The organism is uncultured Pontibacter sp., assembly GCF_947502515.1.
Classification (GTDB): Bacteria; Bacteroidota; Bacteroidia; order Cytophagales; family Hymenobacteraceae; genus Pontibacter.
In genome coordinates, this window is the sequence record NZ_CANNAI010000002.1 from 79,650 (window position 1) to 103,070 (window position 23,421).

The 23,421-nt window shown below is 52.8% G+C and carries 18 protein-coding genes; 5 read left to right on the top strand and 13 right to left on the bottom strand.

The window, feature by feature from the left end:
• Positions 1–75 precede the first annotated feature (75 nt).
• Positions 76–5,898, top strand: a complete 5,823-nt coding sequence (locus tag Q1A54_RS05130; protein ID WP_299985587.1) for a carboxypeptidase-like regulatory domain-containing protein — start codon at positions 76–78, stop codon at positions 5,896–5,898.
• Positions 5,899–6,339: 441 nt separating this feature from the next.
• The gene (locus tag Q1A54_RS05135) at positions 6,340–6,510 is read left to right on the top strand and encodes a hypothetical protein (RefSeq protein WP_230392283.1); all 171 of its coding nucleotides are present in this window, start codon (positions 6,340–6,342) and stop codon (positions 6,508–6,510) included.
• A gap of 275 nt (positions 6,511–6,785) precedes the next feature.
• Here the strand turns inward: Q1A54_RS05135 and Q1A54_RS05140 are convergent, their stop codons facing one another.
• The 4 genes from Q1A54_RS05140 to Q1A54_RS05155 all read right to left on the bottom strand — a co-directional run bounded on the left by Q1A54_RS05140 (position 6,786) and on the right by Q1A54_RS05155 (position 10,679).
• Positions 6,786–8,141: a 4Fe-4S dicluster domain-containing protein gene (locus Q1A54_RS05140; RefSeq protein WP_299985589.1), complete on the bottom strand. Its 1,356-nt coding sequence runs from the start codon at positions 8,139–8,141 to the stop codon at positions 6,786–6,788.
• Between the two features lie 15 nt (positions 8,142–8,156).
• Positions 8,157–9,536, bottom strand: a complete 1,380-nt coding sequence (locus tag Q1A54_RS05145; RefSeq protein WP_299985591.1) for an FAD-dependent oxidoreductase — start codon at positions 9,534–9,536, stop codon at positions 8,157–8,159.
• Between the two features lie 174 nt (positions 9,537–9,710).
• Complete coding sequence (locus Q1A54_RS05150; RefSeq protein WP_299985593.1) at positions 9,711–9,956, bottom strand: hypothetical protein; 246 nt, start codon at positions 9,954–9,956, stop codon at positions 9,711–9,713.
• 63 nt (positions 9,957–10,019) lie between these two features.
• Entirely contained in the window at positions 10,020–10,679 is a 660-nt protein-coding gene (locus Q1A54_RS05155; protein WP_299985595.1) for a hypothetical protein, read from the bottom strand.
• Positions 10,680–10,808: 129 nt separating this feature from the next.
• Between Q1A54_RS05155 and Q1A54_RS05160 the strand changes: the two genes are divergently transcribed.
• The 3 genes from Q1A54_RS05160 to Q1A54_RS05170 all read left to right on the top strand — a co-directional run bounded on the left by Q1A54_RS05160 (position 10,809) and on the right by Q1A54_RS05170 (position 12,839).
• Positions 10,809–11,492, top strand: a complete 684-nt coding sequence (locus Q1A54_RS05160; RefSeq protein WP_196120539.1) for a hypothetical protein — start codon at positions 10,809–10,811, stop codon at positions 11,490–11,492.
• Positions 11,493–11,559: 67 nt separating this feature from the next.
• Positions 11,560–12,090 (top strand): hypothetical protein, encoded by a 531-nt coding sequence (locus Q1A54_RS05165; RefSeq protein ID WP_299985598.1) that lies wholly within the window; start codon positions 11,560–11,562, stop codon positions 12,088–12,090.
• Between the two features lie 209 nt (positions 12,091–12,299).
• Positions 12,300–12,839: an SRPBCC family protein gene (locus Q1A54_RS05170; RefSeq protein ID WP_299985600.1), complete on the top strand. Its 540-nt coding sequence runs from the start codon at positions 12,300–12,302 to the stop codon at positions 12,837–12,839.
• Between the two features lie 48 nt (positions 12,840–12,887).
• Here Q1A54_RS05170 and Q1A54_RS05175 read toward each other — a convergent pair whose 3' ends face one another.
• The 9 genes from Q1A54_RS05175 to Q1A54_RS05215 form a co-directional block, all read right to left on the bottom strand.
• Positions 12,888–13,358 (bottom strand): YetF domain-containing protein, encoded by a 471-nt coding sequence (locus tag Q1A54_RS05175; RefSeq protein WP_299985602.1) that lies wholly within the window; start codon positions 13,356–13,358, stop codon positions 12,888–12,890.
• A gap of 9 nt (positions 13,359–13,367) precedes the next feature.
• Positions 13,368–13,871, bottom strand: a complete 504-nt coding sequence (locus Q1A54_RS05180; protein ID WP_196120535.1) for a hypothetical protein — start codon at positions 13,869–13,871, stop codon at positions 13,368–13,370.
• Between the two features lie 48 nt (positions 13,872–13,919).
• Positions 13,920–14,813, bottom strand: a complete 894-nt coding sequence (locus Q1A54_RS05185) for a hypothetical protein (protein ID WP_299985604.1) — start codon at positions 14,811–14,813, stop codon at positions 13,920–13,922.
• A gap of 123 nt (positions 14,814–14,936) precedes the next feature.
• Positions 14,937–15,806, bottom strand: a complete 870-nt coding sequence (dapA, locus tag Q1A54_RS05190) for a 4-hydroxy-tetrahydrodipicolinate synthase (protein ID WP_299985606.1) — start codon at positions 15,804–15,806, stop codon at positions 14,937–14,939.
• A gap of 104 nt (positions 15,807–15,910) precedes the next feature.
• Positions 15,911–16,645, bottom strand: coding sequence for a LytTR family DNA-binding domain-containing protein (locus tag Q1A54_RS05195; protein ID WP_196120532.1), 735 nt, complete (start codon positions 16,643–16,645; stop codon positions 15,911–15,913).
• Between the two features lie 4 nt (positions 16,646–16,649).
• Complete coding sequence (locus tag Q1A54_RS05200) at positions 16,650–17,663, bottom strand: sensor histidine kinase (protein ID WP_299985608.1); 1,014 nt, start codon at positions 17,661–17,663, stop codon at positions 16,650–16,652.
• A 413-nt stretch (positions 17,664–18,076) separates the two neighbouring features.
• Positions 18,077–20,089: an NAD-dependent DNA ligase LigA gene (ligA, locus tag Q1A54_RS05205; RefSeq protein ID WP_299985610.1), complete on the bottom strand. Its 2,013-nt coding sequence runs from the start codon at positions 20,087–20,089 to the stop codon at positions 18,077–18,079.
• 355 nt (positions 20,090–20,444) lie between these two features.
• On the bottom strand, positions 20,445–20,945 hold the full coding sequence (locus Q1A54_RS05210) for a DUF4920 domain-containing protein (RefSeq protein WP_299985612.1): 501 nt from the start codon (positions 20,943–20,945) through the stop codon (positions 20,445–20,447).
• 122 nt (positions 20,946–21,067) lie between these two features.
• Positions 21,068–23,419, bottom strand: a complete 2,352-nt coding sequence (locus Q1A54_RS05215) for a patatin-like phospholipase family protein (RefSeq protein WP_299985614.1) — start codon at positions 23,417–23,419, stop codon at positions 21,068–21,070.
• Positions 23,420–23,421: the final 2 nt, after the last annotated feature.

Consider the following 23,421-nt stretch of genomic DNA (forward strand, 5'->3'; position numbering starts at 1 on the left):
CTAAGGCCGGGTCTGACAAGCAGGGGTTTCAATATATTATTTTTAGTATATTGATAAGGAATTGATGCCGCCGCTATGCTAAGACAACTACCGCTGCTACTGCTTTTTTCCCTGCTCTCGATACAGGCCTTCGCGCAAGGGCGCTTGGCTAAGTCCCAACTCCGCAGCCCCTATACCTACATCTACCGCATCACCGACGAGCAAGCCCTGAAGATCTATGAGAAGGGGCCGGATGTGGTAAAAAGTAGTTTTTTTCACACGGTAGTCGATTCCTTTGCCATCAACAAGACTTACACGAAGCCGCTGCCGCAAGGCCACTACCTGTACATGCATGCCCAAGGCCCTGACCTGGTATACTGGCTGGAGACGAAGAGCAAGCTGCAGGCGAAGCTGCTGCACCTGCAGCCGGAGCTCGCTCTGCTGGTGCATGACAGTATGGGACAACTGGTGACCGATGCAGAGGTGATGGCTGGCAAGCAGCGTGTGCCATTCGACAGCAAAACCAATACCTACCGCCTAAAGAAGGGGCATAAAAAGGGAATCCTCAGCGTGAGCCACTCGGGCCTAACCTTTTATGAGGAACTCACACCGCAGCATCAGTATCACTACAAGCCAAAGTGGTGGCAGCGGCTGATCAACACGTGGCCCATTTATTACACGTGGCGCCCGTTTTGGGATGTGTACAGAACCATTAGGTGGGGGGAGCCACAAGGATGGATCCGCAGTATAGCTTCCATTTTTGACGAAGAGTACCGTCTTGACAAACCTGAAAAGTATAAAGGCTACCTCGTTACGAACAAACCGCTATACCAGCCTGGCGACACGGTAAGGTATAAAGCCTATGTGGTGAACCAAAACGGCAGACCAGTGCAGTACAAGGCGCAGCTGATGCTAAATGGCTATAATATCAGGCGCAAGAAGATGGGGGAGCTCGCACCTTACAGCAAGGGAGCATACGAAGGTTGGTTTGTGCTGCACGACAGCCTGAACCTCCGCCTGGATGCCAGCTATACCTTGTCGCTGGAACGGACCAATAAGCGGGGGGATGAATTGGTGCGGCACTCTTTCACTTATGAAGACTATGAACTGAAGGAAAACAAGTATACCCTGCGCCTGGCGCATGAAGAGCACCAGGCGGGTGTGGAGAACCAGCTGCATGTGCGCGGCACGGATGCCAACGGTCTCAACCTGCTCGACGCCCGGGTAGAGGTGGTGGTGCTTACCCGGCAGGTTTTCGGGTCGCGGGAGCAGCAGGTGTTTGTACCGGACACGCTCTGGAAGCACAGCCAGCCGCTGGAGGCTGCCGGCGAAACTAGCATCTACCTACCTGCCACGGCTTTCCCGAAAGCTTCCCTGCGCTTCCAGGTCAGGGCTGACTTTCTGAACAGCAGCAATGAGCGCACCTTTCAGTCGGCCGAAGCTAGCTATACCTACTTGCCGGGACAGCTGAAACTTTCGCTCTCGCAGGACAGTCTGTTGGCCCAATACCTGGAAGGCGGCAAGCCCATGCCGCACCAGGCAAAGCTGATTGCCGTTGACGCGAAAGGCAACAAAGTACTGGAGCAGCAGGTGCAGTTGCCTTACCGTTTGCCAGTGAACCCCTATGTGCGGCGCTACATACTGCAGACTCCGGAACAGGAGGAAACGCTTGCCCTGAATCCGGAGAATGCACTAGTGCAGGCCTATACCGATCGTAGTAACGATTCGCTCTATTTCGTGCTGGACAATCCGCGGAAGCTGCCTTACTGGTACTTCGTGTACCGAGGCGATAAACTGGTGGAGCAGGGCAAAGGGCGGGAGCGGGAGCTGCGCTATACCCGTGCCCTGCGTGGCGACGATCCTTATTTTGTGACACTGCGCTACATGTGGGGCGGCGAGATCCGGTCAGATGAAAAAGTGGCCCCGCACCGCAGGTATACCCTGAACCTGGAGGTGGAAGCGCCTCAGGTAGTATACCCGGGCCAGCAGAGCGACCTAACTGTGACCGTGCGTGATGCCAAAGGAAAACCAGTGCCCAATACCGATCTTACCGCCTATGCCATCACATCAAAGTTCACGGCACAGGGTGTGCCCAGCCTGCCTTCCTGGGACAGGTATAAAGGCCGCAAATCCTACCAGAAGCTGCGGCTGAACAACGAGGCCAAAGCCGCCACGCAGCTCATGGACTGGACTGAATGGAGTCGCCGGATGGGACTCGACAGCATCGCCTATTACAATTTCCTCTACCCGAAGCAGGGCATTTTCACCGAGTACAGCCTTTCCCGCGACAGTCTGACGCAGTTCTCGCCCTTTGTGGTAGACTCCGGCAGGGTGGTGCCCGTGCATGTGGTATACCTTGACCGGGTGCCGGTTTATTTTTCGGGAACGGATGTAGTGCCAGCCTACTCCTTTGTGGCCGACAGTGGCTACCACACCATTGTGATGCGAACGGCCGACAAGCTGGTTACACTCGACAGCGTATACCTGCGGCCTTACCACAAACTGGTACTGAGTGCTGACCTCACGTCAGGTACTGTGCCCTATGCGAAAGAAGCTGAAAGGAAAGACTACCTCTCGACCCGGGAGCGCAACAATCTGCACGGCTACCTGCTGCAGGTGGAACATAATTTCGGTAGCGATCTGTCTTATCTGAAGCAAGGCCGCCGGGTGCTGCGCATTGAGGATAACCCTACCCGGAACAACCATTATTACTCGGCAACAAAGTCCGTGCTGGCGGGGCCTTTCTCGCCGGGCTATCTGCAGTTCACCAGGTATAACCGTTTCAACACCTCATTTGAACTGGAGGCCGGCTATACCTATACCTTTGAGCGGGAGCTGCTCAAAATGCGCGAGCGCAAGCTCCTGCCGGATCATGTTCACCTTGGCAACTGGAACAAGAAGGAGCGAAATCCGGTGCCGTTATACGACAAAGCCTCAACTGAGCAGCAACTGCAACAGGAGTGGGAGGAACTACAGCATCAGTTCTGGCTGCAGAAAGCCTTCGGCAACAATCCGCTTTACGATGACTACCTGCCCAAAGGTCGTGTAGGTTGGCGACTCGACAGCGCCTTCACGCTAATGCCTGCCGTAGCCGTCCTGCACAAGGCCGGCCAGCCAGATTCTGCCCGACTCTATAGCGGCAATAATATCCTGATGACAGGTATACCGATCGGCAAGTACCGGCTGGCACTGTTGTTTCCGGATAGTAGCTATGTGGCTACTGACCTGCAGGTGCAGGCAAACGGACAGGTGCAGCTATACTTGAAACCCAATTCGCAACAGCAGGCAGACAGGTATAGCCAAGTGCTGCAGCAGTTGATCAAAAGAAGAATCCGAGAAGCCCAGCGAGGAGTGAGTATAGAGGTGCAGCAGCAAGTGATCCGGCAGATGCGCAACGACAGTTACACCTCCGGTCTGAACGAGTACAGCACCACCGTTTCAGGTGTAGTTGTCGATGTGGGATCAGGCACGCCGCTGCCGGGTGTGGCTGTGCTGGTGAAGGGCACGCGCATCGGTACGGCTACCGATGCAAACGGGTATTACCAACTTGGTGTGCCTTCCAACGCTGTGTTGGTGTTTCGCTTTATCGGGTACACAACATCAGAAGTAGCCACCGAAGGCAGAAGGATTGTAGACGCTTCTCTTAGCGCTGATATGCGGCAGCTTTCGGAAGTAGTCGTTGTTGGTTATGGCGTACAACAGAAGCGTGAAATGACATACACAGCTGCTACTGCAACAGTAGTAGAAGGGCGTGCACAGGGTATACGCATCCGAGGCAACGCCACTATCCAAAGCGCCAGTTCGCCACTTATTATAGTGAACGGAGTACCCTACAGCGGCGAACTATCTGACTTGGATCCGGCTTTGATCGCTTCCATGACCAAGTTGAGCGCTGAGGCTGGCATGGCACTCTATGGTTCCGCAGCGGCTGGCGGCGTGATCATCATCGGCGGCAAAGGCGGTCCTGCCAACCTGACCGCAGAGTTGCCGGTGGATGAGGCCGGTGCTATACGCGAAAACTTCTCCGACTTTGCCTTCTGGCAGCCGCGCCTGCTAACCGACCGCAAGGGGCAGGTGAGTTTCCCGGTTACCTTCCCGGGCGACATTACCAGTTGGAACACCTACGTGCTGGGTATGGATGGCAAGAAGCGCACAGGCATCTACAGCACCAGCATCAAGTCCTTTAAGGCGATGATGGCCACGCTGGCAATGCCGCGCTTTCTGGTGGAGGGCGACAAAACGCAGGTCATCGGCAAGGCGCTCAACTACCTGCCGGACTCGTCCAGTATTAGTACCCGCTTTGAGGTGGCAGGGAAGCAGGTACGCGAAAGCCAGATTCTGCTCAAGCGTGCCCACACCGACACGCTCACCCTCACTGCCCCGTCTGTCGCACCTGACTCCGTGGAGGTGCTCTTTGCCCTGCGGTCAGTTGAAGGAATGGCTGATGGCGAGCGACGCCACATCCGGGTATACCCCAAAGGCACCGAAGAAACTATTGGACACTTCCTGGCTTTGCACGCTGACACGACGGTAACCCTAAATTTCGATCCGGTTAAAGGTCCCGTGAAACTGCATGCGAAGGGCAATCTGCTGGAGGTGATGCTGGAAGAGATCGACTACCTGCACAAATATGAATACTGGTGCAGCGAGCAGGCAGCCTCCAAATTAAAAGGACTACTGCTGGAAAAGCGCATTCGGGAACAGCTGGGGGAGAAGTTCACGCACGAGCGCATGGTCCGCCGCCTGGTGCGCCACCTCGAAAAGACACAGCTGCCGGAAGGTGCCTGGACCTGGTGGCAGTCCGGTCCGGCCTATACCTGGATTACGAGCCATGTGGTAGAGGCCCTGTCGCTGGCCAAAGCGGAAGGCTACGCTCCGAAGTATGACGAGCAGAAGCTGCTGGACTTTATGGTCTATCGGCTGGAGCAGGCCCGCTTCATTGACAAACTGATGATGCTCGAAACGCTGCACAAGCTGCAGGCCAAAGTCGACCATAACCGTTACGTGGAGGAGCTTTCTAACCGTGACAGACTATCGCTGGAAGAACAGCTGCGCCTTACCCGCATGCGCCAGTTGATCAAGCTGGAAGCCCCGCTTGACACGCTTCAGAAGTATAAGCAAGTGACCACGCTCGGCGGTCTGCACTGGGGTGAGAACAGGTATAGCCTCTTCAATAACCATATTTCCAACACCCTGCTGGCCTACGACATCCTGAAAGCGGCCGGTGGGTACGAGCAGGACCTGGCCAACATACGCGCCTTCCTGCTGAGCGAACGCCGCAACGGCCGCTGGCGCAATACCTACGAGTCGGCCCGCATCCTGGAGACACTGCTGCCTGACCTGCTGAGTAAGGAAGAAGGAAATCAGCCACAGCTAAAGAACACGCTTCAATTGAGCGGGGCAATGCACCTAGAGGCCGACAAAGTTCCGTTGGACACGACCTTCCTGCCGGGGCAGCCGTTGATCATCAGCAAGCAAGGCAAGCTGCCGCTCTACCTGACCGCTTACCAGACGCACTGGAACGCCAGCCCTGAGCCAGTGCAGAAAGACTTTGTGGTGTCCACTTCTTTTAAAGGTATAGCTAGCCAGGCCACCCTTAAGGCGGGTAAACCTGTCGAGCTGGAGGTGGAGGTGGAGGCCAAAGCCGATGCCGACTACGTGCTGATCGAAGTGCCTATTCCTGCTGGCTGCTCTTACGACGAGAAAAAAGGCAGAGGTCCCTACGAAGTGCACCGCGAATACTTCCGGAACAAAGTCGCCATCTTTGCTGACCGTTTGCCCAAAGGAAAGCATACCTATACCATCCAACTACTGCCGCGCTACAACGGCACCTACAGCGTCAATCCGGCAAAGGCAGAGTTGATGTACTTTCCTGTGTTTTATGGCCGCACGGGGATGAAAGGTGTCATCATTAAGTAGCCCCAGACAGATACGCTGCATGCCGTTGATTTTTTCTAGGATGCACCCACAGGGATATTAAGTAGGTATAAATTTATAAACCTGTCTGTTAGGTGTTTAGACTTGCATAGGGGTGCGTTTAGGCCTCAGGAGGCCTGTTTTTGGACATTGTTAAATTATTGTTAAAATTTTTGTAATGTTATATTGTGATTTATAATAATGTCGCATAAATTGCACTATGCAGTTTAAGTAGAAAACGCATACGTAATTCTTAACTATACAAAATACACAAGCATTGATTTGAACTAAAGTGTATGCTTTTGAGATTTATAATCCGAATGGCATGCTTCTTGGGAAGAATCAGCAAAAACGTTTAACTTTTAGCCAATGTTAGATATCATCAATTTTATTGCGCTCGCCGGCATCTTCAACATCTGTTTTTTTTGGTATGCATCTACCAAAATGAAAACAAAGCCTGATCCGGTGAAGACGCTTGTTGTATCCTTTGTATTTTCCATTCCCCTCAGTTTTCTGTTGATCGCCGTGTATACCACAATGCTGCTTTACGCTGCTAAGATCGGCGCCAGTGAAGATGCCATGTGGGAGTATATGGAGCAGGAAGAATTGCAGTAGTATCCACAGGTATAGCCTCGGCTAACCTGTTTTCTTAAACGCATCGCGGGCACTTGTCAAAAGCAGGTGCCCGCGATGCGTTTATGGCTAATGGTGAGTATAGCTAATGCTTTGTCCCTGGCTGTACAGGCATTTTCCCATGAAGGGAAATGTCGTTTCATTCTGATAAATATTGAGGTTGCTGCGCGACTTACTGCCAGTTGAAGTAGGCAGAGGTTCAGGATTTTTTTAGCATAACCTTCATCAGAATAAGATACCGTATTTGCCGCACAGCTCTAATCCAGAATCCGCAGCTCGTCGCGGCTGATCAGTGGAGTACCGGCATAGCGTCCTTCCCGTGGGCCATTCTCAAGTTTTAGCACACCCCGCGGACAAACATGCGCGCAAATGCCACAGCCTACACAAGCCGCCCGGATGATCGGCTCGCCCTGCTGCGCATACCAGCGCACATCAATGCCCATTTCGCAGTAAGTGGAGCAGTTGCCGCAAGAGATGCACTGTCCGCCATTGGTGGTGATGCGGAAGCGGGAGAAGTACTTTTGTAGCAGCCCCAGGTAAGCGGCCATCGGGCATCCGAAGCGGCACCACACCCGGTTGCCCATCAGTGGATAAAAGCCCACACCGATCACGCCCGAAAACATGGCCCCGATAAAGAACCCGTATGTCTGGGCAAAGCCGCCGGAAAGGTCACCGAGCAAGCGACCCTCGCTCCAGGAGTTGATCCAAAGGAAAAGCGTGGTGAGAATGACAAAACCCAGAATCGGGTAGATGATGGCCACTTCCCAGCGCCAGGCCTTGCGGCTTTTGTCGGAGAGATGTCGGTAAGGGTCGCCGGCGGTTTCGGCCAGTCCGCCGCAGCCGCACACCCAAGAGCAGTACCAGCGCTTGCCATAGAAGTAGGTGAGCACGGGCGTGGCCAGAAAGGAAAACACCGCTCCCCAGAAAATCATAAACACTCCCAAAGCGGCACCGTCCCGCACCAGGTATTCCATGGTGCTCGGGAAGAGGTAGTCATACTTGAGCGGCCAGAAATAGCTGAAGTAGTACTCCGGCTGGTTGAGCATCAGGAGCAGGCCCGGCAGCAGAAAGGCAAAACCCAGCTGAAAGAACATCACCGAAATAGTCCGGATGATGTGGTAGCGGCTGTTGCGGTACTTGAGCAGGGCGTATACCCCCATGATCAGCACGGCCAGGGTATAAAAAGTGCCGTAAAGAAACCACTGGTCGCTGGGGCGGTTGCGCAGCCACTGGCTCAGGGGCTCCATGGCTTGAATAAGGCCTTGCAGGGTGTCCGGGAACCAGTAAAGCAGCACATAAAAACCAGTAAGCACAAAGCCGATGACCCAGGCCGAAGCCCCACGTGATGTTGCCTCCTGTTGCCAGAGTCCGTGGTTTTGCTCGGCAGGTGACTTGCGTCGTCGGCTTTGCCAGATGTAAAGCAGAGCGCCCACAGTGAAGACTGCTGTGCCTCCCAATCCGGTAAAAACAGGAGAGAGGTAATCAGCACCCACGGCAGCTACCAGTATACCCAGCAGACCGATGCTGATGAGTACGAGCCCCACCATTTTCACCACATTCCGTGAGGTGGTAGAAGGAGTAGTAGCAGTAGGGGAAATGACGGCAGTAGGCATCTGTAGTATCAGTAATTAACAGGAAGTAGAGTCAGAAAACAGCCCGAAGCGCTTTCGCAGTTCCCACCAGTTGCTGTGTTTGACCGGTGGCTGACGGTCTGGGAAACGGGTATAGTACTGGCGTAAGAGCTCCTCTTCGTAACGTTGGAAAAACTCAGGATCGAAGTTCACTGCAGGCAGTTCCTGCACCACATCATGCAAGGTATAGCCCTGCTGCAGCCAGTGGTGGCAGAGGTCATGGCGATAGCGGACGCCAAGCAGATTTATACCAAGGAGCTTGGCAGTCTTCTTGTCGTAGAGTAGTCGGATGGCCTTGGTTGCCTCCTCGTTCTGCCAGTACAGCGACTCCTGCTGCTCTGTAAAACGTGCAGGCACAAAGCCGTAGGTCTGGTATTCAATATCAAAAAACTTGGCGGAGTTAAACCACGGTCCGCGCTGGTAAGGCTTTCGGTCACCGAGCAGGGTGGAGGCCAGCGCCTCGGCATGCAGACGGGCCGTGTACCAGAGCTGCTCCATCATCGGCTGGCCCGGAGCGGGATTACGGAACTGGGCGCAGTCGCTGAGAGCGTATACATCGGGTTGGCTCGTCTCAAAAAACTCGTTCACCAGTATACCCTTTTCTATCTCTATACCTGCGCCCTTAAGGAAATCAACATTCGGTTTCACTCCTGTGGTGATGCCTACAAACTGACAGGGCAGCTCTTTGCCGCTACGCGTGTGTATAGCACGTACCCGGCCAGCATCATCAGCCAAGATTTCCTGCAGTTCTTCCTGCAGCAACAGCTCAATGCCGTGCTGCCGAATGTGGTCGGTCACAAGCTGGGCCTCTTCTTCGGGCAGCACATTGTGCCAGTACAGTTTATCCCGTATTAGCATGGTGACGGCTATACCCCGGCTACGAAGCATCTCAGCCATCTCCACCCCAATCAATCCTCCGCCTATGATCACAGCCTGCTGTATACCTGCCGTGTTGGCTTCCATCAGTTCCAGGTCCTGCAGCGACACGAGGCCTTGTACGCCTTTCAGGGTTTGGCCGGGCCAATCGTAATAAGCTGCGCTGGAGCCCGTGGCCAGCACCAGTTTGTCGTAGTGCATAGGAGGGCCTTCACGTAGCACGAGCTTTTTGTTGCTTGTTTCTACTCGCTCGACGTAGTCGTGCACCAGCTCTATTTTCTGCTCCTGCCAGTACCAGTCGGCGTAAGGCACAATATCCTGGAAGCGCATGTGGCCCATGTACACGTACATCAGCGCAGTGCGCGAAAAGTGCAGCTGCGACTCCGCCGACACAATGGTAATGCGGCAGTCGCTCCGCTGCCGCACACGCTGCGCCAGGGTGACGCCTGCAATGCCGTTACCGATGATAACTAAGTGTTCCTGTGCTTTGATCTGGTTCATGTAAAAATTCTGGACCTCTCTGGCGGCTATACCTAGTATACCTGAAATGACTAGCTATACCTGTGATACACTGCTGCGACAGGGCAGGTATAGCCAAAGATACGAAATTAGGACAGGCATAAAAAAAGGAAGGCCGGGACATTCCCGGCCTTCCTTCTATGAAATTATCTCGAATTAGCGGCTTCCGGCGCTACTGCCGACATCCTGACCGCCGTCTTCTACGCTTTTGCCACCCTGACGGCCGCCGCTGCGTGGCTCGTTGCCCATGGCGCGACCTGCCTGATCGCTCTCCTCTGAGCGTGGAATCTGTTCTGATGGATCCTTCTTGGCTGTTGGGTGGATATTAGGCACTTTGTTGCCCTCATTTATTTTGCTTTTATTTTGGTCTCTGTTCTGGTCTTTATTCTTATCTGCGTTCATCTTCAATCTGTTTTAGTTGTATTAAGTTTTACTCTGAATTGGTCCCAAGGTTATACCTATACCTTAGTAGCGGTCATAATCGGGGTTGGAGCCGGTGCGATCAGGCGGGCCATAGCGGCGTGGCTGTCGTTGTTCGTAGTCACGCTGACGTTCGCGCATTTCGCCGGTCATGGGATTGTAGCGGCGGTTGTAGTCCGGGTCGGAGTTGCGGTCGCCATCATAGCCAAAGCTCAGCGAGCCGGCCATGTTTCCGTAGTTCTCGTCGCGGCGATGTGGGTAATTGTCAGGACGGTAATCGCCGTCGAAATTGCCGGATGTACGGTTGACGTAATGGTCCCCGTATTGCTGTCTGCCGCTGCGCTCACTGCTCCTGGGATCATTGTAACCTGAGCGGTTGTCGCGCATGCCTGCGCTGCCTCCATAGCGGCCACCAAAGTCGCTGTACTCTCCCTGGCGGGAGCCGCCGCGGTAGCTCTGCTGGTACTGACGCTGGGTATAGTCGTCGTTGTCCTGCAGGTTGCGGCTGCGACGGTATATGTAGTCGCCCCCCTGGTCTTCGCTGTAACGATCGCGGTCTCTGCCGCCCTGACCAGAGCGGTTGTAGGTGCTGTAGTGACTGTCTTCATCCAGGCGGTAAGCGCCTCTGTACTGCGATTCGTCGTTTCGGTTATTGTCGCGTCTGTTTTCATCCCGGCGGTCCTGCCAGTTATTATATCTGTCCATTTTTTATCTTGATTGGTACACCCTCTATAAACGCACATTTGGGTTGGGAGTTTACGCAGCGTCCTTAACCCAAAGCAGGGGCGTGCCCGTAAACAGTAGCAATAATGTATGTATTAAAACCACAATGCTATGAGAAACAACAGAGAAGAAAACCGCGACAATCGTAACATGGAGCCACGCTGGGCGCACGGCCATCACCACGGCGAGAACTCAGACCGCGGCAATTACACCGTGGACTCGCACTTTAACAGCGGGTATGGTGAGCAGGAAGACGATTACTATGATACAAGAACTTTCAACACCAACATAGATCATGAGTACGGTTCGCGTCAGGGTCGATTTCAGCCGGGTGGTGCGCAGTACAGCGGAGAGGATTTTACCTCACGCAACCGCAGAGGGCAGGATAACCCCTATGGCATGAGCTATGTACCCAACGACGACTATAACTCAGGCAGACACTATGACCCGCAGGCCGACTACAGCGACCGCGACTATGATGACATGCGCCGGCAGGGAAACAGCTGGACACGTTCCGGCCGGTATGATGAGTCCTTCGGGCATGATATAAGCCGTCAGAGAAGACGCGGCGATCAGGGCTTCCAAGGACACTCCTCTATGGGTGACTACGAGTCATACCGCCGTTATGAGATGAACAACCCGGCCTACGACAACGACTATAGCGGAGGCTTTGCAGGCCGCAACCATACGGAGGGCCGCGATCACTTTGGCGAAGATAGCTATTACAGCAACATGGACCGCTGGGGACAGAATGACCGCCAGCGCCGCTCCGAAGACCGGCACAATCGTCATTAATATGTAAAATCAAACAGCCGCAGGGGAGAGCATCCCCTGCGGCTGTCATTTTAAAAAAAGTAAAAACATGAGAGACTATAGAGATCAGAATTATGGCGACTTCAGCCGCCAATACCAAGAAGAACATCCGCGCCAACAGCAGTACCGCAGAGAGCAACGCGACTGGAACCGAAGACCGGAAGACGAAGGAGCTGGTCGTCAGTATCGTGCACGGCACGAAGAGCGAGACAGGTTTGAAGGCAACTACCGTGGCAACATGGCGGACTACTACAACACCATGTATGATACCAGCAACTATACCGGTGTGCCACGGCATGATGAGTATGGACTTCCGTATGGTTCAGAGAACGACCTGGACCGCATCAGCAGGGGCAACCCGAGGTTTGCTGACCCGGATCGCTTTGAGCGGACCCGCTACCGTTACAACTCAGGCTACAACCCGAACTACGACAATCCAGAGGAAGGCGACCTGTACCGTGACTTCGACAGCCGCGGCAACCATGGCTTCCGCCACGATGCCTCGTATGGAAACGCAGACGAGTTCAGGGACTTTGGTGATGACCACTATGGCTCCCCTGACAGGAGTGGAAGATACTAGCGTACAGAGGTTTTAAAAATGCCCATACTATATTGTATACTTTTTTTCACCATTGCGTATAAGTGACTATACATTAGTATTGAATTTCCATCTGAGAAAGGCCACAGCGTAACAGCTGTGGTTTTTTTCATTTTCTATGATATTTTTGAAATTGTATTTAATTTCTTTGGATTGATAAAATTTTACGTTTACCACTCATTTATATGCATGTGTTAAAGTCTTTCCTACTAGGAGCCGTTACTTTAATCGCCATACTAGGCGTGATCTCCATCAGTCTGCCTCGCCAGATCCATTTGCAGCGTGACATCATCATCAATGCGCCAGCCGATGTGGCTTATGAGCAGCTCAGTGACTTACGGAATTGGCCTAACTGGCTTCCTGGGCATCATATTGACACCGGTAAGTCGCTTAGCTACGCCGGACCACCGATCGGGGCACGCTACAACTGGACCAGCCAGCGACGGGGTATTGGGCAGGGTATTGTGACAATCGTAGCGGCGGAACCGCCCAGCCGACTGGTTACCAACCTCGAATTTGAAGAAGATGATAAAGCGCACAGCACTTTTGTATTAGAAGAGACAGAGGAAGGCACAAAACTCACCTGGCACTTTGATAAATACATGGGTGACAACCCGGTTCGTAAGTTCTCAGGTCTTCTGATCGACAGCACAGTGGGAGAGGAATTTGAGGACGGACTCGAAAACATCAAGAAAGAAGTGGAAGCTAGGTATGTGCTGAGCGATAAATAACGCAGGCTTTGCTGTTAGACCAAAAGCCCAAGGTATAGCCTGAAAATGCTATACCTTTTCTATTTCCTTCTGTTCGTGTTCTTTCGGAATGATGGTGATCTTACCGTCCTTTTCCAGAATGGCGTACTTGATCTGGTCGAGCCGCTCCAGCCCCCGCAGCGCCCGTGCCGACTCCATGATATCAGCCTCGTCCACCCGTACTTTTTTCAGCCGTTCGTGCAGCAGTTTGCCGTCATCGAGGAGGATCACCGGCACCCCATCCAGTACATTTCCGAACCCCTTATATTTCTGTTTCAGAAGCGAAAGGCTGATGTCGGTGAGCAGAAGCGTGATAATCAACACAAAGCTGTTCATCAAGGAGTGGTCTTCGCCAACGAGCGCCTGCTCTGCAGTTTCGGCTATAATCAGGAGGAGCACAAAATCAAAGACAGTGGCTTCGTACAAGGTTCTTTTACCGCTTATCCTGAAAATGAGCATCAGGAAAACATACAGGATCAATCCTCTGATAACGGTTTCCATAGGGTCGGATTAGGGGTGAATGAACTGTGTGATAGCTACCTGTTTTTCGGCTGTGGAGAAGTGCAGAGGCAGCGAGCCCATCCCTTTGGGTGTCAGGTAGAAGGTAACAGAAAATGGTTGCCTGGCCGTAGCAAAGCGGTAGGTAATGCCTTGCTCAGTGGTATAGACTTCGGCGGGTTCAGGCACCACCTTGTCTATTTTGAGGTGCTCGTAAAAGTCTTTGCTGAGGTGTAAGTCTGTGAGAGAGTCACTGGTAGAAGCATGCAGCTTCACTTTGATTTCGGCGGGGGCACTGCGTCTGATAAAGCGTTCATATTCTACTTCGAGCCCTTCAGCACTGTCGCCAGCCTTTAAGCTTTGTAGATTGCCAATGCCACCATCACCGGTAAAGCCGAGCAAGGCAGCCAGTACAAAAATGGCCATCACAACCCATGCTACCCGCTGAACTTTCCAGTTGGTGCTTTCCAGTTGAATATCCTCGTCAATGTCGAGTTCGCCTCTATGTTTTCTCACGGCTATACCTTGCGTTTGCTTTCGCAGGTATATAACGCTAAGGCAGATTTATGGTTTTGCTACACTGTCAGGAGGTGCAATCTCGGGGTAAGCTTCTGTTTTGAAGTCAGCCACTTTCTTATAAAGTTTCCCTTTTTCGGCGAGCGAAGACAGGAAGAGGGTGACCTTGGAGGTGTTGAAATGGTTGGATAGATCGGCCAGTAAATCCGGTATGCCATCGCGGTCTAAGTCGCCTACCCAGAGGAGGACGTAAATGGCACTCTCGAAATTCTCGTCAGCGGCCAACTCCTGCGTGATCTTACGTCCGCTTTTAGTACCCGTCACTGTCCATTTGTAGTTCTGGACCGAGTAAGACTCTGAGCCTTCGTGCTGGATGCTGTCACCGCTGGCTGCCAGGGTATAGGTCCTGCCTTTATACCTGAGGTCAATGGCAGTATTCGGCAGAATCACTTGATCCGGGTAGCCTACTGTGTCCACTTCACTGGCCTGTAGTTTGGCTATACCTGTCACGAAAAGGAGTGTATTCGGGTGCTCGCCCCGCACTTCACGCCCTGAGCGTACCTGCCGGCCCTTGTCGTAGACCGGATCAAAAAAAGTGGTGACCTGCATACCGCTGGGCTGCAGCCTGAAAACGCTGTCATCCTGCACCAAGGCCATCCAGGGCTTCTGCTCCGCGCCCTGCCATACCTCGTGCTTATGGAAGCGCCCTTCGATCATGATCTTAGCAGCGGTTTTGGGCTCGGGACTCAGATCGGTTGTGTCAGGGGTATAGTGCTGCAGTTCGTCATCGGCGGGCAGTTTGGCTGAGTCAGGTGCCTGTACTAGACTGGTATCCGTTTCGAGGAGGTGCGTATGATCCGTACGGTTGGCCTGCGACTGGTCCGGGGAATTGTTGCAGGCCACCATGCTCAGTGCTAAAAACAGGATCGCAGGTATACGCATTGTGGTAAGGAATTAGAATGGAAGAAAACGAATATAGCGAAAATATCTTTCGGGCAAACAAAAAACAGGAAGGCTGACTGCTGCCAACCTTCCCGTTCTGTATGCTATACCTTAATCCTGCTCCTAAAGGTTCTTGTAGAGTCTGTCTTTCAGACCGGCAGAAGCCTCCACCAAAGGAAGACGCACGGCACCGCCGCATACGCCAAAGCGCTCCAGTAGGGCTTTCACGCCCACCGGGTTACCTTCTTCATACATCATCGGATTGATGTCCACGAAGTCGAATAGCAGGTCAGACGCCTCTTTGAATTTATTTGACAAGCCCAGGCGGATCATGTTGCTGAACTTCTCAGGGAAGGCATTGGCCAGCACGGAGATTACACCCACGGCACCGAAGGCGATCATCGGTAGGGTCAGCATGTCATCGCCGCTGATCAACAGGAAATCTTCCGGCTTGTGCTTGGCAATGTGCATGCACTGTTCCAGGTTGCCGGATGCTTCTTTGATGCCGATGATGTTTTGGTGAGCTGCCAGACGCACGGTCGTGTCAGGGGCAATGTTGCTGCCCGTGCGACCCGGTACGTTGTACAGGATAACCGGCACCGGGCAGGCATCGGCAATCTGTGTATAGTGCTGGATGATGCCTTGCTGCGAAGGCTTGTTGTAGTAAGGACTCACCGAAAGCACAGCGGCTATACCTTCCAGATCTGTTTTTTGGATTGTGTCGAGTACGTGCTGTGTGTTGTTGCCGCCCAGACCGTATACCAGCGGTACACGACCGTTCACATGCTTCTTCACGAAAGCCAGAATCTCAGCTTTCTCCTCAGTTGTGGTGGTTACCGATTCACCTGTAGTTCCGTTTACTACGAGGTACTCCACTCCACCGTCAATGGTAAAATCAATCAACTGGCGTAGGCCGTCGAAGTCTACGGCCATGTTGCTGGCAAAAGGGGTTACAAGAGCAACACCCGTTCCTTTTAATTTATCTTGTATCATGCGCTGTTTTTCTAAAGCACGAAGTTCGAACTATCCAGCGGATTCTGCAAGTGCTTGCCTTTGCGTATGATGATACCAGCTACATTTAACTGATCAAGGGCTCCCTACTGTATATTATTCTCCTCCACCCAATGCAGAAAATGGTCTTTGTATACCTCTCCAATCGGGATTTCCTTATTCCCGATGCGGATGCGGCTTTTCTCAATGCTGTCGATCTTATGAAGGGCCACGATAAAGGAGCGGTGCACGCGCATGAACTTTGACTCAGGCAGCTTTTCCATAGCCTTGTTCATGCTCAGCAGTGTGATAATCTTCTGGTCTTTGGTTTGGATGATGATGTAGTCCTTCAGGCCCTCGATCCAGAGGATGTCGGCAAAGTCCACACGCACGGTTTTGTAGTCGGCTTTCACGAACATGAAATCCTGCTCGGGTGCATGTGGGGCAGGGGCGGCTGCCGGGGCCTCTGGTGACTTATGGCTGCGCTGCAGGCGTTCCTGTGCTTTGGTCACGGCCTTCAGAAAGCGGTCGTAGGGAATCGGCTTGAGGAGGTAGTCCACAGCATCGTGGTTGAAGCCCTCAAGCGCATAGTTAGGATAAGCCGTTGTGAAAATGATCAGCGGCTGGTTCTTGAGAATGTTCAGAAACTGTATACCTGTGAGTTCGGGCATCTCGATGTCCAAAAACATGAGGTCGATCTGCTCTTCCTGCAGTACCTGCATGGCCTCCGTAGCGCTGGAGCACGTTTTCACGAGTTTGAGGAAAGGCAGTTTACTCACATAGCTCTCAATGATATCGAGGGCAAGCGGCTCGTCGTCAACGGCAAGGCAGCGGATGGTCATAGGTTTATTTTTTTGGTTGGAAGTACAGTTTCAGCGAAGCAAAAAATGTATCGTCTTTTTCTTCTAAATACAATTCGTGTCGATGAGGGTAGAGCAAGTTAAGGCGTTGCTTTAGATTTTGCAAACCAATGCCGCCAAAGTCCTTCTTTTTGTGCGTACTGCTATTGTTCACGGTAGAGAACTGGAGCCAGTCATCCGTTACAACCAGGTTGAGCGTAATACCCACCTCGTTGCGGCTCACGAGTCCGTGCTTGAAAGCATTCTCCACTAGTGTCATCAGCAGCATGGGCGCAATCTGTTTGCCGGATGTGTCACCTTCCACGTTCAGGCGGATGCTGGTCTGTTCGCGCAGGCGCAGCTTCTGCAGGTCTATAAAATTCTGAATGTGTTCTACTTCCTTCTCCAGACTCACCAGCGTGTCGTTGCTTTCATAAAGCATGTAGCGCATCAGGAGCGAGAGCTTCATGATGGCATCCGGCGTCTCGGGTGACTGCTTGTAAGCCAGCGAGTAAATGTTGTTGAGCGTATTAAAAAGAAAGTGCGGGTTCACCTGCGACTTCAGGAAGTTCAGCTCGGCGGCCAGTTTCTGGTTTTCAAGCTCTTTGTTGCGTCGTTCATTGCGAATATAGTTGCCGGTTACCTTCAGGGCCGAACTGATGAACACCACAATCAGGCCTGCCAGCACATAATTGAGAATGCGATCAGAGGAGTAGAGCATTGTCATACCCGGATTAAACTCCCGGAACACGTAGAAGTCGAGTGGCGAGCGTACCAGCGCGACGGCAGTCAGCGTAAGTAGGACAACTCCCAGGTATCCGAAGATCTGGTTTCGCGCCAGAAAGCGGGGGATCAGCACATACCAGTTGAGGTAGAAGATCATCATGGCAAAGCTTAAGCCTACCAGTGAGTCAACGGCCTTGTTGAAAGTAAGGCCGCGCTGAAACTGAATATAGAAGATCCAAGCTCCAAAAAACGCCCAGGCTGCCACATGTATGGCTAATTTGTACCGCTTTTTCATGGTAAATGGTGGTAGGGCTATCAAGTTCAAGGCTGTAATGCTAATGGGTGATGAAAGCGAGTCTAAACATAAGTCTGATGCTGAAGTTAAGCAATATTACGCTGCTTCCATATAACCACGAGCCTATACTATACAGAAGGGCAATGGAGCCCTATCAAAGCTTCAATTTAAAAGATCAAATCAGAAAAGGCGAGAAATGGTTGTTTGTATATCCTTTTCAGCTGTTCGTCTATTTCATTTTTATTTGTCCGATTAAATGCCTCCATTTGTAGCATAACCCCGGCTGACATGCTGTGCTGGGGAGACAGGCTTAGCGACCTGTACTAAAGTTTAATTGTTTTTATTGTTTGTTTGTAATTAATAAGCGCCGGTCTTTTTCAGACCGGCGCTTATTTTTTGTAAAGTTTATCAGGTTAGTGGCTGACCATGCCTAAAAACTCATCTTCAGAGAGGATGGTAATACCGAGCTTGTTCGCTTTCTCGAGTTTGGAAGGGCCCATTTTGTCGCCGGCCACGAGGTAGGAGAGTTTCGCTGAGATGGAGCTGACCACCTTGCCGCCATGGCTGACAATGATGCGCTGCAACTCGTCCCGACTCACGCTCTCGAACACACCCGATATGACAAAGGTCTTGCCCTCCAGCTTATCACTTTCCATCTCAGGCGCTGTGTTCTCGGACTTGAACTGCAGACCAGCTGCCTTCAGACGCTCGATCAACTCCTGGTGCTCCTGTCTGCCAAAGTACTGCAGCAGCGATTGCGCAATGCGATCACCGATCTCGTTCACAGCGATCAGCTCTTCGTACATCGCACCCCGCAGCGCTTCAATGTCCGGGAACTGCTCAGCCAGTTTCTTGGCTACGGTGCTGCCCACGTAGCGTATACCCAAGGCAAACAACACACGGTCGTAAGGCGTCTGCTTCGACTTTTCCAGACTGTTGAGGATGTTGTTGGCTGATTTCTCACCCATGCGCTCCAGGTTTACCAGCTGCTCAAAGGTAATGTCATACAGGTCAGCTACATTGTGCACAAAGCCGGCATTATAAAGCTGCTCGATGGTTTTGGGGCCGAGCTCGTCGATGTTCATGGCTTTGCGGGAGATAAAATGCTCCAGCTTGGACATGATCTGCGGTGCGCAACCTTCCTCGTTCGGGCAGTAGAAGTTCGCTTCGCCTTCGGCGCGCACCAGTTCGGTATCGCAGGCCGGGCAGTGGGTCGGGTAGATGATCGGCTGTGAGTCGGCAGGACGCTTACTGAAGTCCACACCGGTGATTTTGGGTATAATTTCCCCGCCTTTTTCTACGTGCACAATGTCACCCAGACGCAAGTCAAGACGCTGTATCTCGTTAGCATTGTGCACAGAGGCTCTTTTTACAACAGTTCCGGCCAATAGCACGGGCTCCATGATGGCTACAGGGGTCACGGCGCCGGTACGCCCGATCTGGTATTGTATGTCAAGCAGGCGGCTGACAGCACTCATGGCCGGGTACTTGTAGGCGATCGCCCAGCGCGGACTTTTGGCAGTATAGCCCAGTTCTTCCTGCAGAGCATAGCTGTTCACTTTCACCACTACGCCATCTGTAGCAATCGGCAGTTCATGGCGTTTCTGCTCCCACTCGTTGATGTAGTCCAGCACGGTATCGATGGAGCTGCACTTGCGCCATGTATCGGATACTTTGAAACCCCATTTCTGGATGGCCTGCAGACTCTCCGAGTGCGTGTCAAACGGACTGGGCGAACTCATGAAGCCATAAGAAAAACATCCCAGTTTACGGCTGGCCACGATCGCTGAGTCCTGCTGCTTGAGCGTACCGGAGGCGGCGTTGCGTGGGTTAGCCAAAAGCTGCTCGCCGGCTTCTTCGCGTTCGGCATTCAGCTGCTCAAACACCTGCAGCGGCAGAAAAACCTCGCCACGTACTTCAAAGCTATCCGGGTAATCCTTGCCGTGTACCTGCAGCGGAATGTCACGTATCGTGCGCACATTGGCCGTGATGTCATCACCCCTTGTGCCGTCGCCGCGGGTGGCGCCCTGCACAAACTCGCCGTTCTCGTAGGTGAGGCTGATAGCGACGCCATCGAACTTCTGCTCACACACATATTCCACCTCGTCGCCTACGATCTTCCGCACCCGCTTGTCGAACTCCCGCAGGTCTTCCTCGGAGTAAGTGTTACTTAGTGAGAGCATCGGGTACTTGTGGTGCACTGTTTTGAAGCTCTTGGTAATCGTGCCGCCCACCCGCTGGGTAGGGGAGTTAGGCTGGCGTAGTTCCGGGTGCTGCTGCTCCAGTTGCTGCAGCCGCTCGAGCAGCATGTCAAATTCGTAGTCGGAGACTTCCGAAATACTGTTCTGGTAGTATTGGTAATTAAGGTAGTTTATGCGTTGGGTGAGCTCCTGAATCTCAGAAGCCGGATCGTTTGCTAAAGCCATAGGGTATTTCTGTTTGGTCTGTAAAAATAGAGAACCGGACGCAGGCTGCCAAGTGCCACCGGCTTTAATATCGCTCACCCGAAAATGTGCCTATCCCAGGTATTGGAGGTGTTGAGTTACCTGATAACTTCCTTGCTCGCGTCCCGCGAGTGTGAGCTATCAGGCGGACTCTGGCCACTTCTATCTGTGCCTCACGGCATATTGGCGGGATGCCGCTGCATACCTCACAGACGCGGAGGGCCTAAGCAAACACTTAACGGTACTGCCAAACCTTGGAATAAGGTATACAGCACAGGTATAAAAAAACGGCTGCTCTGGAAGAACAGCCGCTCAGGTATAGGTATAGTGTAATCGCTTATTTAAGTTTCACGCCGTCGGCTACAAAGCGCAGCTCTTCTCTTGGTTTGGTGATAGCGGCAATCTCCTCGGATGACTTACCGGCGTCCTCAGCAAAGTGGCGCTGGTCCTCCACGGAAATCACTTCATGCTTGGCCATACCTGTAAATACAGCCGTTTTGCCTGAGAGGTCCTCCACCGGCAGGAAAAAACCGTAGTCGCGGAAAGTTACTTTCATCGTGCTGCCATCCTCCAGCTTCACATCCATCCAGCATCCTTTTGACTGGCAGCTCTGCACAATCTCAGCGGCAACGGTAGCCTGTATGGAGTCGTTCCCGCCGACAGCCTGTTGCAGTTGACCCGCAGAAAGTACATTGTCTTCCGTAAAGGATGCGCCGTATGTGTTTGCCTCCGTTTCGGTAGCAGCTGTGGTGATTTCCTGACCTTCGTTGGTCGTGTTGGTCTGTGAGCAGGACTGCAGTGCGGCAGCTGCCAGTAGAAGAGCAAATAGTTTTTTCATACAGGTATGGGTTGGTTGTAATTGCCAAATATAGAGATTATTGAGAAAGTGGGAAATAGTTGGAGACCATTCCTCCCAAAAAGCAGATTCACCTGCCCGAACGGTCAGGCTCACCACCCAGTTTACTCTAATGCTTTGTTTTGAAACAGCAGAAAGCCAAGGTGAAACAGCACGCCCCATTCTTTGGTCTGGTCGTTGTAGTAATTCAGACTCAGCGCAGCAGGACCCAGTATGCCATGGTAAACGACAGCTGCCGTGGCAGCCACACCCGTACCTGTGAGTTTCTTTCCATAGTATGCTTGTTGGTCACTGTCCTGAAGTATAGGCCGGTAGGGCTGAAACACATAACCCTCGGTGCGGGCCTCCAGCCTTGGTGTGATCAGGTATACATACTGCAGACCACCCGCCACAAATTCATGTGCCCTGAACCGATCCAGAAACAGCGTGCGGCTGTCAGCCAAAGGATGGAAGGCCGGTGCTATGGTCAGGGTAGAGCGGTAGTTGCTAAAGAAAGGCTGGGTCGAGATCACGCCCTCCAGTCTGTATCCGATACGATGACTGCCATTACCTGCAAAGTCCTCAAAAAGCAAACGTCCATAGAACCAGCTATGATCTGCTGAAAGCTCCTGTGAGGCATTGGCAGTAGAGCCGGGGCTATACTTTTCGGTAGCGCTGACCAGTCGGCCCGTGGCCGTGAACATGCGCCCGCCCGAGGGGTACTGCTTGCGGTTGAGCCCGCCACGCCTGAAAGTGGCGCTTGCTGTCATGCCGCTGGTAGCCGTGCGATCGAGGGTGTCGGATCGCTGAATCTCAAGGCGGTTGCTATACCTGTCTATATGCTGCGCATAGGCTGCACTCAGCACCAGCTTGCCTTTATAAGTATTGGTAAAACCCAGATTAACGGCAAAGTTGCGATCGGTTTGCTCCAGCAGGGGCAGGTTGTTACGCTCCAGCAGCAGACCCGTGGTTGACAGAAAATTCCAGTGGTTGTAAGTAAAGGCGGGCTCCACATAATAAGGCAAGCTGGCAGGCACGTCAATGCGTGTCCGCAATTGGGCTCCCTGGTAGAATCTGCCAGTCTGAAAACTTCCGGCAAAGGTATAGAGCTGCCGACCTAGCACACTGTACTCCAGACCGGCATATATATTGTCGATCGGGCGGGAAGCCAGCACGCCTCCCAAGGCGATCTTCAAACCGTCCTCCTTCTTCACATTGAGGAGCAGGTCATAGGTCTTGGCCTTGTTGTCATAGCGCATGGTCGGGTGGAGGTTGCGAAAGTTATCAATGGCAGCCAAACGGAAATAGCCCGTTTTCACTTCCTGCATGGTATAGCCGTCCCCCTGGGAGCTTCTGAAAAAGCGCTCCACGAAACCCTGCTGGTTTCTTTTCAGACCCTGTATCTCGACGTTGCGGAAGGCGTGTGGCTGAAACCCGCTTCTGAATTTTTCCCGCTTTGCACTGAGCTCCTCAGGACCTACCCTGCGTTTTATTTTCTGCAGGATCTGCTCCATGTTCGTGTTCGCCTCCTTGTAACCCGCTGCGAAAAAGTCCTCTACATTTTTAAAATCAAGTGAAGTCAGGTTGCCCAGCTCAGGCTGCAGGTAGATGTCCTTTTCATGCAGGGCCGTAGAGTCGGAGTTCGACATCATAGCGTAGAGCAAGGTATAGGCCAGGTCAAAGTCGTCTTTATCGTAGGGGTACTCGCTGTAGGTTTTGGACGATACATTCACCCCAATGATGATATCCGGATTGAAGTCATTTCGGGCTACGTCCACGGGAAAGTTGTTGTACAATCCGCCGTCAAAGAGCAGGCGCTTCTCTATCCGGATGGGCTTGTAGAACAAGGGCACCGTAAGCGTGGCCCGCACCGCATCGGCGAGCTGACCCTTGCGCAGGATCACCTGTTGCTGGGTGAAGATATCTGCGGCTACGCAGCGGTAGGGCACCATGAGTTTGTCGAAATCGTAGCCGGCACGGGCAGCAGGCTGTGAGAGAAGCTGGGCCAGGGCGAAATTAAGCGAAGCATCATTTACCAGATTGGAAGTGAGCTTGGCCTGGAAAGCAGAGTCGAGTGCTACGTGCAGTTTGAGCAGGGAGGGGTTTGGGTCCGGGGAGGCAAAGTTGTAGGTATAGTTCTGCTCCGGCTTGCCGGTAGCCCAGGCTTGAAAAGCCTCAGTGTGGATCAGGTATTCGATCTCAGCGGGGGAGTAGCCTGCTGCATAAAGGGCACCCACAATACCGCCCATGGAAGTGCCCACGATGTAGTCGATCGGGATGTTGTTCTCCTCCAGCGCTTTCAGTACTCCCACATGAGCTATACCTTTGGCACCCCCACCGCTCAGCACAAGCGCTACTTTCTGGGCATAGCCAGTTGTGGGCCTGCTAGTCAGCAGGGCCAAAAGCAGCAGGTAGGGGAGGGTGTTTCGGAGTACCTGCAACAGCGTAAATTGGCGGGCAGCCTGCAATAGGCGCATAG

Bases quoted from the DNA above. Each gene is read 5' to 3' on its own strand.
- Q1A54_RS05215 (WP_299985614.1), bottom strand. From the start codon at position 23,419: ATGCGCCTATTGCAGGCTGCCCGCCAATTTACGCTGTTGCAGGTACTC.
- dapA (WP_299985606.1), bottom strand. From the start codon at position 15,806: ATGATACAAGATAAATTAAAAGGAACGGGTGTTGCTCTTGTAACCCCT.
- Q1A54_RS05150 (WP_299985593.1), bottom strand. From the start codon at position 9,956: ATGAACGCAGATAAGAATAAAGACCAGAACAGAGACCAAAATAAAAGC.
- Q1A54_RS05135 (WP_230392283.1), top strand. From the start codon at position 6,340: ATGAAAACAAAGCCTGATCCGGTGAAGACGCTTGTTGTATCCTTTGTA.
- Q1A54_RS05160 (WP_196120539.1), top strand. From the start codon at position 10,809: ATGAGAAACAACAGAGAAGAAAACCGCGACAATCGTAACATGGAGCCA.
- Q1A54_RS05200 (WP_299985608.1), bottom strand. From the start codon at position 17,663: ATGAAAAAGCGGTACAAATTAGCCATACATGTGGCAGCCTGGGCGTTT.
- Q1A54_RS05210 (WP_299985612.1), bottom strand. From the start codon at position 20,945: ATGAAAAAACTATTTGCTCTTCTACTGGCAGCTGCCGCACTGCAGTCC.
- Q1A54_RS05175 (WP_299985602.1), bottom strand. From the start codon at position 13,358: ATGGAAACCGTTATCAGAGGATTGATCCTGTATGTTTTCCTGATGCTC.
- Q1A54_RS05130 (WP_299985587.1), top strand. From the start codon at position 76: ATGCTAAGACAACTACCGCTGCTACTGCTTTTTTCCCTGCTCTCGATA.
- Q1A54_RS05165 (WP_299985598.1), top strand. From the start codon at position 11,560: ATGAGAGACTATAGAGATCAGAATTATGGCGACTTCAGCCGCCAATAC.
- Q1A54_RS05185 (WP_299985604.1), bottom strand. From the start codon at position 14,813: ATGCGTATACCTGCGATCCTGTTTTTAGCACTGAGCATGGTGGCCTGC.
- Q1A54_RS05155 (WP_299985595.1), bottom strand. From the start codon at position 10,679: ATGGACAGATATAATAACTGGCAGGACCGCCGGGATGAAAACAGACGC.
- ligA (WP_299985610.1), bottom strand. From the start codon at position 20,089: ATGGCTTTAGCAAACGATCCGGCTTCTGAGATTCAGGAGCTCACCCAA.
- Q1A54_RS05140 (WP_299985589.1), bottom strand. From the start codon at position 8,141: ATGCCTACTGCCGTCATTTCCCCTACTGCTACTACTCCTTCTACCACC.
- Q1A54_RS05145 (WP_299985591.1), bottom strand. From the start codon at position 9,536: ATGAACCAGATCAAAGCACAGGAACACTTAGTTATCATCGGTAACGGC.
- Q1A54_RS05195 (WP_196120532.1), bottom strand. From the start codon at position 16,645: ATGACCATCCGCTGCCTTGCCGTTGACGACGAGCCGCTTGCCCTCGAT.